The sequence below is a fragment of the Candidatus Westeberhardia cardiocondylae genome, assembly GCA_001242845.1.
Lineage (GTDB): Bacteria > Pseudomonadota > Gammaproteobacteria > Enterobacterales > Enterobacteriaceae > Westeberhardia > Westeberhardia cardiocondylae.
In genome coordinates, this window is sequence record LN774881.1 from 488,162 (window position 1) to 502,413 (window position 14,252).

The following is a 14,252-nucleotide window of genomic DNA, read 5'->3' on the forward strand; positions in this document are numbered from 1 at the left end:
TATTACTAAGATTGAATGCTAGTTATTGCTACAGTATAAATAATATCTTCAAGTAACGCTCCTCTAGACAAATCATTCACGGGTTTACATATTCCTTGTAATATAGGACCAATAGATATCAAATTTGCCGAACGCTGCACTGCCTTATAAGTCACATTTCCTGTATTAAGATCAGGAAAAATAAATACATTAGCATTCCCAGCAACAGAAGAAAATGGAGCTTTTATACGTGCAACATCTTGAGAAATTGCTGCATCATATTGCAAAGGTCCATCAATAATTAAAGATGGACATTTTTTTTTCGCCAAAAGAGTAGCTTTTCTAACTTTATCAACATCTTTACCAAATCCAGAATTTCCTGTAGCATAAGAAATCATAGCAACTCTCGGTTCTATTCCAAAAGTAATAGCAGAATTAGCAGATTGCAAAGCAATTTCCGATAATTGTTCAGCAGTAGGATTAGGGTTAATTGCGCAATCTCCGTAAATCAACACCTGATCTGAAAATAACATAAAAAATATAGAAGATACTAATGAAACCCCCGGTACCATCTTAATAATTTGTAAAGCAGGACGAATAGTATCGGCGGTAGTATTAACAACGCCAGAAACTAAACCATCTACATCTCCACTTTCAAGCATCAATGTACCAAATACTACATTATTCGACAATTGTTTACGAGCCATAAACTCATTCATACCCTTATTCTTACGTAATTCAACAAGACGAGAAACATATTTCTCTATAAATGCTAAAGGATTAATTATTTGAATATTTCTATGCAATGTTATTCCTTCTGTAAAAGCTATTCTTTTAATAATATCCGCATTTCCTAATAATATACAACTTGCAATACCCCTTTCAGAACAAACAGAAGACGCCCTAATTATACGAGAATCATTTCCTTCTGGAAATACAATACGTTTCTTATGTTGACAAGCCAATTCAATCAAACGATAACAAAAAAAAGAAGAAGAAACAAAAAAAGATTTTTTCAAACTCTTAGCTTTCCTAATACGCAACCAAGAATAATCAATATAATCAACAAAAAATTTTTGTATTCTTCTTATTCTAACTCGATCATTTACAAACACCTTTAAATTAAAATTTCTTAAATCCAATAAAACTTCCACAATATTACTTTTCACAAAAAAAAATGAAATATTACACTTGTTCAAAAGAGTTTGAAAATGTTGATTAATATACAATTTTTTATCTTCATTAAAATCAGTTAATAATATTGAACTTACTTCAATTCTATTTATTAATATAAAATATATTGCTACCAATGCTTCATAAAAATTTAAAGAAATTATTAATAAAGATTCAGAATTACAATATTTTAATACACAAAACAAATTATTAGAACAAATAACTATTTCTTTAATTCTTCGAATATATATTTCCCCTTCATATATAACATGAGCATTTATATGAGAAATTACATCAACGACTCGAGTAGAAAGCAAATTAATATTCCATGGAATACAACCCAAAATAGGAAACGGAATATCTTTAAATAAACAAGAAAAACGATTCTCTAATTTCATTAGAAACGGAAAATAATTCAAATTTTTAAAAATATTAGAAAAAACATATTTATATTCATATTTTGGCGCATCAATTTTATTGAAAATAATTCCAATAACATTTTTTTTACAACTATCAAAATATATATCCACTAATTTAATACATTTTTTTAAATTAAAATATGATTTATCCAGCGAACTTACAAAAATAATCTCAGCATTTAATAATTTTGCAATATCTAAATTCAATTTAAAAAAATACGGATTTTGAAAAGAAGACATTACACCCTCTATTAATACCACGCTTTCTTTTGAAAAAGTTTGATAAAAACGAAACGCAATTTCCTCCATTAAAATATTTAATTTATTAGAATCAAAAAGATACTCAACATAATTTATATCTAATGAGCATGCATAAGAAACCTGTGGATAATAATGTTTAATAAAGTATGAAATAGAATCAGAAGTGTAAAAAAAATCCACTTCACTTAAATTACAATCTGTAACGGGTTTAAAAAAACCAAATCTTATCTTTTGTTTTTCCATAGCATACATCATGCTAAGAACAACACTACTCAACCCAACCCCAATATCAATAGAAATTAACATAATCACACGAGACAAAATTTAATCCTTTACGTTATTAATACACCACATTAAAATGTTATTATCCTATTAAACGAACAACATCTTGAGAAATTATCAACTCTTCATTGGTTGGGATTACAATAGCTGGACGACTATCACGAGAAGTTATAAAACCAGATTTCCCACCACGTGTTGATGAGTTTAAATCATAATCCAATTTAAAATTTAATAAAATTAATTTTTTTAACGTTAATTCGCGTATTAGTGCGGAATTTTCACCAATCCCTCCGGTAAAAATAACTGCGTCTAATTCTCCATCCATTAAAATACTATAAGATCCAATATATTTCGCTAATCGATGACAAAAAACATTTATAGCGCGATGAGAACTAGAAAAAACATTATGATAATGTTTTTCCATATAACGACAATCGCTACTAATACCACCACTTAACCCTAACAATCCAGATTTCTTATACAACATCTTTTTAATATCTTCAATCGACATACCCAATTCTTCATATAGATAAAAGATAATAGAAGGATCAATATCTCCGCAACGTGTTCCCATAACTAATCCTTCTAAAGGAGTCATACCCATTGAAGTATCTACACACTTTCCTTTTCGAATAGCTGAAATAGAACTACCATTTCCTAAATGACATGTAATAACATTAATTTCATTAACTGATTTATTCAAAAATTCTGCAGATTTACGAGATACATAAAAATGGCTTATTCCATGCGCCCCGTAACGTCGAACACCATAATCCGTATACAAAAAATATGGTAAAGGATACAGATATGAATCCTCTTTTATAGTTTGGTGGAAAGCTGTATCAAAAACTGCAACGTTTTTTTTAGAAACATATGGGAACTTTTTTAAAACTTTCCTAATACCAATCAAATGCGCTGGATTATGCAAAGGAGCAAAAGAAATAGAATCTTCTATATTTTTTATAACATCATCACTAATAATTTCGGATTTAATAAAATGCATACCACCATGAACAACACGATGACCTACAGCAAATAATTTTCCTAAATTTTTTAGTTCTTTTTTTAAAATATCATCAATAATAAAATCTAAAACCATGTCAACGGTGTTCATAATGTCAGAATTCATAATATTCAATACTCTATTTTTCCGTACATTATCTATTTTCCATTCAATACACACCTCTTTTGATAAGAAAAATTCAGCCAAACCAAAAAGACATTTTTCTTTTTTAGAAAAATCAATAACAGAAAATTTTATTGAAGAACTACCACAATTCAATACTAATATTAATTTATTAAACATATTTTATACGAAAAAATTACATAAAAACAATTTATTTTAAACATCTAATCTCACAAATTAAAACATACAAAACAACAATACCATTCAATATACAAAACAATTCAAAACCAATTCTATAAAATATAAAATCAAAAAATATTTAACGATATACACTGTAATTAAAAACTGAAAATTTAATATTTTCTACTTTAAAAAAATAAAAAATCTAAATTATATTGTATTAAAACAACACATGCATAAAAACAAAGTTATCAAAAATAAATCAATACCACATTACACATTCAAACAATTACAAAGATTTCAAAATCAAATGAAATTAAAATGCAAAAAATTAAATAATGTTATCAAACCACAAACTTGTAAAAATTTAAAAATTAAATTTCAAAATAACATAAGGAAGCATAATTGAATCATATAAACCTACAAACCAAAAATATTGTAATAATCTTTATTTTTGTTAGAATCAATAAACTCATTTTCAGAATTCCATTATATAATACTACAATTTAAATTAAAAAGCAAATAAAATCAGAACCTAAATTTTATAAAATCTTATAGAAACTAAACATATGACAGTAAATAAAATTTTATATACAACTGCAAAATTATTTTATACAATTGTAATGATATATTTAATATTAAAAGATTATAAACTTAGAATCATACAAAATTGACACAAATGTAACAAACAAAAACGAAAAACTAAAGCTATACAATATTCCAATTATGCTCTTTTAAAAACACATAATGAAGTAATCTATTATAAAAAAAACTAAAACTTATTTACTTTATTATGTTACAAAACTAAAGTTATTTTAAATTTAACAAAATAAACATCTTCTATTAAATATTCCAAAATATATTAAAGTTTTGGTTGAAATAAATTTCAATTTTTTATATTCTAAAATAGACTAAACTAAAATTTTTAAAATTTAACAATTCATACTTCAAAATAAAAACGAATAAAATAATTTATTTAAATATAAAAATTCATTCCATTTTGTTATAATAAAATCCTATCTAAAATTAAAATTTTTGATAAAAATTCAATACAACAATATAAAATAACCTATAACTGCTCTATACTAAACAAACGGAAATTTAAAATATAAATGCATATAGTATCATTCATAACATTTTTCACTCTCGCTTTAATTCTATGCGCGTTATTGCTTATTATCAGTTATTTTCTTGGGGAACGTCCTACTAATCTTAATACATCATCTTCTAAAAATATTCCATTTGAATCAGGAGTGAATCCAATAAAACAAGAAAAATTACAATTTTTTGCAAAGTTCTATTTACTAGCAATGTCTTTCGTTATTTTTGATATAGAATCTATCTACATATATACTTGGGCTACTATAATCCGCGAAGCAAATTGGATAGGGTTTATTGAAGCAATAATATTTATAGTAAATTTATTAGTTTCACTTTTATATCTAATAAAAAAAGATGTACTAAATTGGAAAAGTCTCTCAAATAAAAAACAAACATAAATTCTAAACTAACTATAAATTATTAAACACAAAATCTCATTTTACTATTAAAATCTAAAAATGAAATATACTCTTACTGATATAAAAATAAAAAATAAAAAAAAACATCATCTAACAAACAAAATAAACAAAACGAAAAATACTCAAAACAACATAACAAATAACATTTATTTATATAAATTAAAAAAAATTGTACAAAATATCGTAAACTGGAGCAGAAGTAATTCTATTTGGCCTCTCAATTTTGGATTATCTTGTTGTTATGTCGAAATGACTACTGCATTTACATCCATTCACGACATAGCACGTTTTGGTTCTGAAGTTATTAGAGCATCACCGAGACAAGCAGATCTTATGGTAATAGCTGGAACTCCGTTTATAAAAATGGTCCCGGTTATTAAACGTCTATATGATCAAATGTTAGAACCAAAATGGGTGATATCAATGGGATCATGTGCAAATTCAGGAGGAATGTATGATATTTATTCTGTAGTACAAGGTATCGATAAATTTCTTCCTGTCGATATTTATATACCTGGGTGTCCTCCAAGACCAGAAGCTTATATTCAAGCACTTCTTCTTTTGCAAAAATCTATAAAAAAAGAAAAAAGACCATTATCCTGGGTCATAGGAAATCAAAAAAAATACAAAATAAAAATAAACGCAGAACGTTACAAAAAAAGAAAAAAAAACCAAAAAATCAAAACATTACAATCCATAAATGATATTTAAATTTTGCTGAAAACTTTTATTAATTCTGATTTATAATTGAACATATCATGAAAAATAAAAAACCTTAAAACATATGAAAAAAACCAATGAACAAAATTTAAACCCAGAAACTTTAAAAGAAAAAAATTATCAAGATAATTTAACAATTCAAAACATTTATCAAAAATTCGGAAAAAAAAACTTTTTTTTACAATCAACTAAAATAAACAGTCCAGTAATATGGGTAAATAAAAAACAAATACTACAAATATTAAATTTTTTAAAACAAAACGAAAAAAAACCATATAATATGCTATATGACTTACATGCAATAGATGAGCGATTAAGAATAAACAAACAACATTTACCAAAAACAGATTTTACCATTTTTTATCATTTATTATCCATTCCCAATAACTTAGATATTATTATAAAAGTTGCATTATTAGAAAATAATTTACATATCCCAACAGTAACAAAAATTTTTCCTAATGCTAATTGGTACGAACGAGAAACTTGGGAAATGTTTGGAATAATATTTGATAATCATCCAAACCTCACACATCTGATTATGCCAAAAAATTGGCAGGGATATCCTCTTCGAAAAGATCATCCAGCCAGAGCTACCGAAATGGAACCGTTCTTTTTAGATAAAGAAAAAGAAAATCTATCTATGCGAAATTTAAATTTTAACCCAAAAGAATGGGGAATGAGCAAAAAAACAAAAAATGAAAATTTCATGTTTCTCAACTTAGGGCCAAATCATCCATCAGTACATGGAGTATTTCGTATCATTTTGCAATTGAAAGGTGAAGAAATAATCAACTGCGTTCCAGATATAGGGTACCACCATAGAGGAGCAGAAAAAATGGGGGAACGACAATCATGGCATAATTATATCCCATACACCGACCGCGTTGAATATTTAGGGGGGTGTATCAACGAAATGCCATATATATTAGCTGTAGAAAAATTAGCTAATATAAAAGTACCAAATCGAGTAAAAGTCATCAGAATTATGCTATCAGAATTGTTTCGGATAAATAGCCACCTTTTATACATTAGCACATATATTCAAGATGTAGGAGGAATGACACCAGTATTTTTAGCGTTTACAGATAGACAAAAAATATATAATGTTATTGAAGGAATAACGGGAGCTAGAATGCATCCAGCTTGGTTCCGAATCGGAGGAGTAGCAAATGATTTACCAAATGGGTGGAATAAACTATTACAAGAATGTTTATTATGGATACCAAAAAGGTTGAATAAATATGTAAAACTATCTATAAAAAACTCTATTTTTCAAGCAAGAACTAAAGGAGTTGCTTCATATAATTTTAAAGAAGCATTAAAATGGGGAGTAACAGGATCAGCTTTACGGGCAACTGGTATTAATTTTGACATAAGAAAAAAAAGACCTTACTCCTATTATGAAAATTTTGAATTTGAAATCCCTATTGGAAAAGGTATCAGTGATTGCTATAGTAGAATCATAATAAAAATTGAAGAAATCTATCAAAGTCTTCGAATACTTGAGCAGTGTTTAAAAAATATGCCATCTGGACCGTACAAAGCTGATCATCCATTAACTACTCCACCTTTAAAACATCACACAACAAAAAACATTGAAACTCTTATTACACATTTTTTACAAGTATCTTGGGGTCCAGTAATACCAGCAAATGAATCATTTCAAATGATAGAAGCTACAAAAGGAATAAACAGTTACTACTTAATTAGTGATGGAAGCACTATGAGTTATAGAACTAGAATTAGAACACCTAGTTTTCCACATTTACAACAAATACCTTCAGTAATAAAAGGAAGTATATTATCAGATTTAATTACATACTTAGGAAGTATTGATTTTGTTATGTCTGATGTAGACAGATAGTAAAATATAAAAAAATTGTTACACAAAAATAAAATCTTAAAATTTTACAATAAAATTATGAATAAAAAATTATTTTTAGATGAACAAGATAAAAAAATCATAGAAAAAGAAAAAAAAAACTATGAAAGCCCACGTGCTGCTTCTATTGAAGTATTAAAATTCATACAAAAAAAGTACAATTGGATACCAGACGAACTTATGAATCCTATAGCAAAAACATTAAATATGTCTAGTAGTGAATTAGAAGAAATAACAACTTTTTACAGTCAAATTTTTAGAAAACCAGTTGGAAAAAATATTATTAGATATTGTGATAGTATCGTTTGTTACATTACAGGATATGAAATCATTAAAAAAAAAATTGAATTTTTACTTAAAATCAAACCTGGACAAACTACAAAAAACAAAAAATTTACGTTACTACCTACTTGTTGTCTAGGAAATTGTGATAAAAGTCCAGTAATTATGATTAACGATAACACTTATACAAACATAACACCAAAAAAAATTTCTCTTTTATTAAAAAAATATAAATAATGAATACCATAAATCGAATCATGGAAACACATCCTTTAACTTGGCGGTTACGAAATGATCATGAACCAGTATGGATAAAAGAATATAAAGAAAAACATGGATATTTAGGAGCAAAAATTGCTTTGAAAAATCAACCAAACGAAATTATCCAATTAATAAAAGATTCAGGTCTTAAAGGAAGAGGAGGGGCTGGATTCCCAACAGGATTAAAATGGAGTCTCATACCCAATAATCCAAAAATACATACCAAATATTTAATATGTAATGCAGATGAAATGGAACCTGGAACATATAAAGATCGTTTACTTATGGAAAAATTGCCACACCTTCTAATAGAAGGGATGTTAATTGCTTCATATGCTATACAAGCAAACAATGGATATATTTTTCTAAGAGGAGAATATATTGAAGCAGCTATCCATTTACAAAAAGCAATTTCTGAAGCAAAAAAAAACAATCTTTTAGGACAAAATATCTTAAACAGCAATTTTAACTTCAATTTAATTTTGCACACTGGAGCCGGAAGATATATTTGTGGAGAAGAAACGGCGTTACTCAATTCACTAGAAGGTTATAGAGCTATTCCTAGAAATAAACCACCATTTCCAGCAAATTCTGGATTGTGGGGAAAACCAACTTGTATAAATAATGTTGAAACATTATGTAATATACCTGCTATTGTTGAACACGGTATAAAATGGTACAAAAATCTTTCGTTAAAACTCAGCAATGATAGCGGAACAAAATTAATGGGATTTTCGGGAAAAGTAAAAAATCCAGGGGTATGGGAATTACCATTAGGAATTACAGCGCGAGAAATTTTAGAAGATTATGCGCAAGGAATGAAAAATAATTATACATTAAAAGCATGGCAACCTGGAGGAGCAGGAACTGAGTTTCTTATGCCAGAACATTTAGATACTCCAATGGACTCTGTTCACATCAGAAACATAGGAAGTAGACTAGGAACTGCTTTATCAATAGCAATTGATCATAAAACTAACATGGTATCACTAACTAAAAACTTAGAAAAATTTTTTTCCAGAGAATCATGTGGATGGTGCACACCATGTCGAGATGGTTTACCATGGATCGTAAAAATTCTCAAATCTTTAGAAAAAAAAGAAGGAAAAAAAGAAGATATTAAAATTTTAAAGAATTTATGCTATTTTATTAAGCCTGGAACAACATTTTGCGCGCATGCACCATCAGCAATTGGACCACTAAAAAGCGCCATGCAATATTTTAAAATAGAATTTGAAGAAGGAATTAAAAAAATCATTAAATAATAAAAAATATCTTATTAATAATACGCTTATGAAACAAATCTACGTAAACTAAAATACTAAATTAATATAATAAAATTCCCAAATCATCATTAATAACTATGACCATTATATATATAAATAAAAAAAAATATAAAGTTGATCAAAAAGATAATCTACTTAAAACATGTTTAAACCTTGGTTTTAATATTCCTTATTTTTGCTGGCACCCAGAACTAGGAAGCATAGGTTCCTGTCGACAATGTGCAATAAAAAAATATAAAGATAAAGAAGATACAACTGGACAAATTATTATGTCGTGCATGACACCTCCTGATGATAATATGATTATCTCCACTAAAGATAAAGAAACAAAAAATTTCAGAAAAAACATCATAGAATTATTAATGATTAATCACCCTCATGACTGCCCAGTTTGCGAAGAAGGAGGAAATTGTCATCTACAAGATATGACTGTCATGGCTCAACATACAAATAGAAAATACCATTTCAAAAAAAGAACACATAAAAATCAATATATTGGTCCATTTATAACACATGAAATGAACAGATGCATAACATGTTATCGTTGTGTTCGTTACTATAAAGATTATGCTGGTGGAAATGATTTTGGAGTATACGGAATACATGATAATATATATTTTGGAAGATACGAAAACGGAACATTAGAAAACGAATTCTCAGGAAATTTGATAGAAATATGTCCAACAGGTGTTTTCACAGATAAAACTCATTCTAAAAATTACAACAGAAAATGGGACATGCAAAGCTCTCCAAGTATATGTCAACAATGTAGCATAGGATGCAACATTTTTCTTGAAGAAAGATATGGAAAATTAAGACGAATAGAAAATCGTTATAATGAAAATATTAATCACCATTTTTTGTGTGATAGAGGACGTTTTAGTTATGATTATATAAACTTAAAAAACAGACCACATCAACCAAAAAAGAAAAAAAATGAAAAATGGATAAATTTAACTGCAAATGAAGCTATAAAATATGCCACAAAAATTCTAAAAAAATCCACAAAAATTTGGGGGATAGGTTCTCCAAGAGCTAGTATTGAAAGTAATTTCGCGTTAAAAGAATTAGTAGGAAAAGAAAATTTTTCTATAGGAATACCAAATCAAGAAAAAAATGAATTAAACTTAATCTTAAATATATTAGAAAACAGTGGTATTCACACCCCATCAATTAGAGAAATAGAAGATTATGATGCAATATTAATACTTGGAGAAGATATCACACAAACTGGTGCAAGAATGGCTTTATCAATAAGACAAGCTATAAAAAATACAAAAAAAAAATACATAAAAGAACAAAATATACCAAATTGGAATATTCGCGCAATTATGAATATTCGTCAGAATAAAAAAAATCCACTTTTTATCACTAATGTAGATAAAACAAAATTAGATGATATCGCAACATGGACATATTATGCAACAACTGAAGAACAAGCAAAATTTGGATTTTCTATAGCACACAAATTAGATAAAAAATCTCCTCATATAAAAAATATGAATCCAGAGCTAAAAGAAGAAATAAATTTAATAACAAAAACATTATCTCAAGCCAAAAAACCTCTAATAATATCTGGAAATGGATCAGGAAACAAAAAAATTATTTCTGCTGCTGCAAATATTGCCTTTGCCTTAAAAAAAAGAGGTAAAAAAACCGTAGGAATCAGCTTTGTTCTATCTAATGTTAATAGTATGGGATCAATTATAATTGGAGGAACCAGTTTAAATAAAATAATAAATACAATAAAAATCGAAAAACAAAGTTCCAAAAATAATACAACTCTAATCGTATTAGAAAATGACTTATACAGATATCTATCAACAAAAACAATCAACTCTTTAATGAAAAAAATAAAATATCTAATAGTATTAGATCACCAATTTAATCTAACTCACAAACAATCTCATTTAATATTTTCAGCAACAAGTTATGCAGAAAGTAGCGGTACTGTAATCAATCACGAAGGAAGAGCACAAAGATTCTTTCAAACATATGACCCTTCCTATTATAATTCCAATATTATTATGTTAGAAAGTTGGCGTTGGCTACATTGGTTACACTCATCTTATACAAAAAAAAATCTAAAATGGAAAAAACTCGATCATATTATCCACGCAATAACAAAAAAAATAAAAAAATTAGAAAAAATAAAATACGTATCCCCAAAAGAAAGTTTCCGAATTCACGGACAAAAATTAGCTAGAATGCCTCATTGTTATAGCGGAAAAGCTGCAATACGCGCACATATTAACATTCATGAAAAAACTACAAAAAAAGATTTTGATAGTATGTTTGCGTTTTCTATGGAAGGAAATAATTCCCTTCAATTCCCCCACCAACAAATAGCATTTTCCTGGTCCCCTGGATGGAATTCATCACATTCTTGGAATAAATTTAAAAATGAAATAAAATGTAACTCACATTTGAACAATTCCGGAGTTTTATTATTCAAAAAAAATAAAAAAAACAATTTAAAATATTTTAACTTCTCTACAGAAAAACAAGATTCATATATAAGCGATAATTGGTATATTGCTCCTTACTGGCACCTTTTTGGAAGCGAAGAAACATCGCAAAATTCAAAATTTATAAAAAAAAGAATGCCTTCCATTTATATTATAATTAGCGAAAAAGACGTAAACATATTAGGAAACATCAATTCTACTACACTACTTTCCTTTAATTGCAAAAACTTTAAATATTGTTTTCCAATTAAAATAAGTAAAAAACTAAACAGAAAACACCTAGGTTTACCATTAGGTTTTCCTGGTATACCAACAACACTTTCAGGTATGAAAGTAACAAATTTAAACATAATTAATGTATGAAACAATTAATATCAAAAATTATAGAAATATTTCCTAAAACAATTACTACACTTATATTACTAGTAAGTTTTGGTGCTTATATGAGTTTTATTGAACGAAGATTGTTAGGGTTGTTTCAAAATAGATATGGTCCAAACCGGGTAGGTTGGGGTGGATCATTACAACTAATAGCAGATTTTTTAAAAATGATTTTTAAAGAAGAATGGACTCCTCCATTTGCACACAAAACATTATTTATTTTAGCACCTATACTTTCTTTTACGTTACCCATAATGACATTTTCAATTATACCAATCTCTCCTACTTGGATAATATCTGACTTTAACATAGGGGTTTTATTTTTCTTAATGATAACAGGGTTAGGAATATATCCAATTTTACTAGCTGGGTGGTCAAGTAATAATAAATATTCTTTGCTAGGTTCTATGCGAGCAGTAACTCAAACAATAAGTTACGAAATATTTATGGGGCTTTCACTAATGGGGGTTGTAGCTAAAACAGAATCGTTTAACTTAGAATATATTGTAAATTCTCAACAAAATTTGTGGAATATCATACCACAATTTTTAGGATTTTTTTCTTTTATATTGGCTGGAATTGCAATTTGCCATAGACATCCATTTGATCAACCAGAGGCAGAACAAGAACTATCAGATGGTTATCATATTGAATATTCAGGAATAAAGTTTGGATTATTTTTTGTTGGAGAATATATCAATATGATTGTAATTTCATCGCTGGTAACAACATTTTTCTTGGGAGGATGGCAAGGTCCTTTCTTGCCACCATTTTGTTGGTTTTTCATAAAAACCGCTATTTTCATGATATTCTTTGTTTTAATACGGGCAGCAATTCCTAGACCATCATATGAACAAACTATGACAATAAGTTGGAAAATCCTATTTCCAATTACATTAACTAATTTTTTAATAACTGCAATAATAATTCTATATGAACAAAACTAATAAAAAGCTTTTTCTTTATATAAAAAAATTTTTTCTTAACTTATTCAGTATATTACATAGTATTTGGATAGTTGGAGTACAATCCTTTAGTAAAAGAGAAACACATTTATATCCGGATATACCAGTTAAATTATATCCAAGGTACCGGGGAAGAATCGTATTAACAAGAGATCCAGAAAATCAAGAAAGATGCGTTGCATGCAATTTATGTTCTGTAGTATGTCCGGTAAGCTGTATTTCCTTACAAAAAAAAACAAATAAAAACGGACGTTGGTACCCAAAATTTTTTCGAATAAACTTTTCTCGGTGCATTTTTTGCGGTTTGTGTGAAGAAGCTTGTCCAACTTTTGCTATTCAACTCATCCCAGATTTCGAAATGAGTGAATATAATCGAAAAGATCTTATATATGAAAAAGAAGATTTACTCATTTCAGGGACTGGAAAGTATCCAAAATATAATTTTTATCAACATACGGGAATAAAAATAAAAGGAAAGAAAAAAGGTCATGCAAAAAATGAATATCAACCCATTGATATAAAAGAATTGCTTCCATAAATTTAATACGAGGAGACATATGAAATTAATATTTCATATATTTGAATTAATTTTGATTATATCTACAATAAACGTGATTATACAAAAAAATTTAATGTATTCACTTTTATATTTTATACTTTCTTTACTATCTATATCATGTATATTTTTTTTAATAAATTGTTATTTTATCGGGTCTCTAACGATTATCATATACGCTGGAACCATCATGGTATTATTTATCTTCGCAATTATGACACTAGATACAGATAATAAAAAAAAACAAAGAAAATTTTTTTGGAAAAACCAAAAAAATTACATAAAACTTCTATTACCAATAACACTATCATGTTTCATTTTATATAACATACCAAATAAAAATTATCTAAATACTGAATTAAACGAATATATAATTAACGAAAAAGAAATAGGTCTTGCGTTATTCGGTGGACCATATTTTTTGATAACCGAATTAGCATCAATGCTTCTTTTATCCAGTCTTATAATTACTCTTTATTTTAATAAATTCAATATTAATTAAAAAATA

The 14,252-nt window shown here is 27.3% G+C and carries 11 protein-coding genes; 9 read left to right on the forward strand and 2 right to left on the reverse strand.

The genetic code is table 11. The features are described from left to right. Positions 1-5: 5 nt before the first annotated feature. Positions 6-2,144 carry a phosphate acetyltransferase gene (pta, locus tag WEOB_RS01920; RefSeq protein ID WP_420885196.1) on the reverse strand — a complete coding sequence of 713 codons (2,139 nt, stop codon included), beginning with the start codon at positions 2,142-2,144 and terminating at the stop codon, positions 6-8. Between the two features lie 52 nt (positions 2,145-2,196). Continuing rightward, positions 2,197-3,420, reverse strand: coding sequence for an acetate kinase (locus tag WEOB_RS01925; RefSeq protein WP_281263857.1), 1,224 nt, complete (start codon positions 3,418-3,420; stop codon positions 2,197-2,199). A 1,112-nt stretch (positions 3,421-4,532) separates the two neighbouring features. On the opposite strand from WEOB_RS01925, the gene ndhC reads away from it, so the two are divergent. From ndhC to WEOB_RS01970, 9 genes are all read left to right on the forward strand, one after another. Further along, complete coding sequence (ndhC, locus tag WEOB_RS01930; protein ID WP_281263858.1) at positions 4,533-4,919, forward strand: NADH-quinone oxidoreductase subunit A; 387 nt, start codon at positions 4,533-4,535, stop codon at positions 4,917-4,919. A 60-nt stretch (positions 4,920-4,979) separates the two neighbouring features. Next, a complete protein-coding gene (locus WEOB_RS01935) occupies positions 4,980-5,651 on the forward strand; it encodes an NADH-quinone oxidoreductase subunit B (RefSeq protein ID WP_281263859.1) in 672 nt (223 codons plus the stop codon). 73 nt (positions 5,652-5,724) lie between these two features. Next, positions 5,725-7,527, forward strand: a complete 1,803-nt coding sequence (nuoC, locus tag WEOB_RS01940) for an NADH-quinone oxidoreductase subunit C/D (RefSeq protein ID WP_281263860.1) — start codon at positions 5,725-5,727, stop codon at positions 7,525-7,527. A gap of 57 nt (positions 7,528-7,584) precedes the next feature. Further along, positions 7,585-8,064, forward strand: coding sequence for an NADH-quinone oxidoreductase subunit NuoE (gene nuoE, locus WEOB_RS01945; RefSeq protein WP_281263861.1), 480 nt, complete (start codon positions 7,585-7,587; stop codon positions 8,062-8,064). Further along, positions 8,064-9,353 carry an NADH-quinone oxidoreductase subunit NuoF gene (gene nuoF / locus WEOB_RS01950; RefSeq protein ID WP_281263862.1) on the forward strand — a complete coding sequence of 430 codons (1,290 nt, stop codon included), beginning with the start codon at positions 8,064-8,066 and terminating at the stop codon, positions 9,351-9,353. The genes nuoE and nuoF overlap by 1 nt, the downstream gene beginning before the upstream one ends. Positions 9,354-9,451: 98 nt before the next feature. Beyond that, positions 9,452-12,205, forward strand: a complete 2,754-nt coding sequence (nuoG, locus tag WEOB_RS01955; protein ID WP_281263863.1) for an NADH-quinone oxidoreductase subunit NuoG — start codon at positions 9,452-9,454, stop codon at positions 12,203-12,205. Continuing rightward, positions 12,202-13,170, forward strand: a complete 969-nt coding sequence (gene nuoH / locus WEOB_RS01960; protein WP_281263864.1) for an NADH-quinone oxidoreductase subunit NuoH — start codon at positions 12,202-12,204, stop codon at positions 13,168-13,170. Before nuoG ends, nuoH begins: the two co-directional genes overlap by 4 nt. Continuing rightward, complete coding sequence (gene nuoI / locus WEOB_RS01965; protein ID WP_281263865.1) at positions 13,157-13,726, forward strand: NADH-quinone oxidoreductase subunit NuoI; 570 nt, start codon at positions 13,157-13,159, stop codon at positions 13,724-13,726. Before nuoH ends, nuoI begins: the two co-directional genes overlap by 14 nt. Before the next feature lie 19 nt (positions 13,727-13,745). Next, positions 13,746-14,246: an NADH-quinone oxidoreductase subunit J family protein gene (locus WEOB_RS01970; protein WP_281263866.1), complete on the forward strand. Its 501-nt coding sequence runs from the start codon at positions 13,746-13,748 to the stop codon at positions 14,244-14,246. The last annotated feature ends 6 nt before the right edge of the window (positions 14,247-14,252 follow it).

Excerpts from the sequence above, each read along its gene's own strand:
- nuoH (WP_281263864.1), top strand. The coding sequence starts at position 12,202 with ATGAAACAATTAATATCAAAAATTATAGAAATATTTCCTAAAACAATT.
- ndhC (WP_281263858.1), top strand. The coding sequence starts at position 4,533 with ATGCATATAGTATCATTCATAACATTTTTCACTCTCGCTTTAATTCTA.
- nuoI (WP_281263865.1), top strand. The coding sequence starts at position 13,157 with ATGAACAAAACTAATAAAAAGCTTTTTCTTTATATAAAAAAATTTTTT.
- nuoC (WP_281263860.1), top strand. The coding sequence starts at position 5,725 with ATGAAAAAAACCAATGAACAAAATTTAAACCCAGAAACTTTAAAAGAA.
- nuoE (WP_281263861.1), top strand. The coding sequence starts at position 7,585 with ATGAATAAAAAATTATTTTTAGATGAACAAGATAAAAAAATCATAGAA.
- WEOB_RS01935 (WP_281263859.1), top strand. The coding sequence starts at position 4,980 with ATGAAATATACTCTTACTGATATAAAAATAAAAAATAAAAAAAAACAT.
- WEOB_RS01925 (WP_281263857.1), bottom strand. The coding sequence starts at position 3,420 with ATGTTTAATAAATTAATATTAGTATTGAATTGTGGTAGTTCTTCAATA.
- nuoF (WP_281263862.1), top strand. The coding sequence starts at position 8,064 with ATGAATACCATAAATCGAATCATGGAAACACATCCTTTAACTTGGCGG.
- nuoG (WP_281263863.1), top strand. The coding sequence starts at position 9,452 with ATGACCATTATATATATAAATAAAAAAAAATATAAAGTTGATCAAAAA.
- WEOB_RS01970 (WP_281263866.1), top strand. The coding sequence starts at position 13,746 with ATGAAATTAATATTTCATATATTTGAATTAATTTTGATTATATCTACA.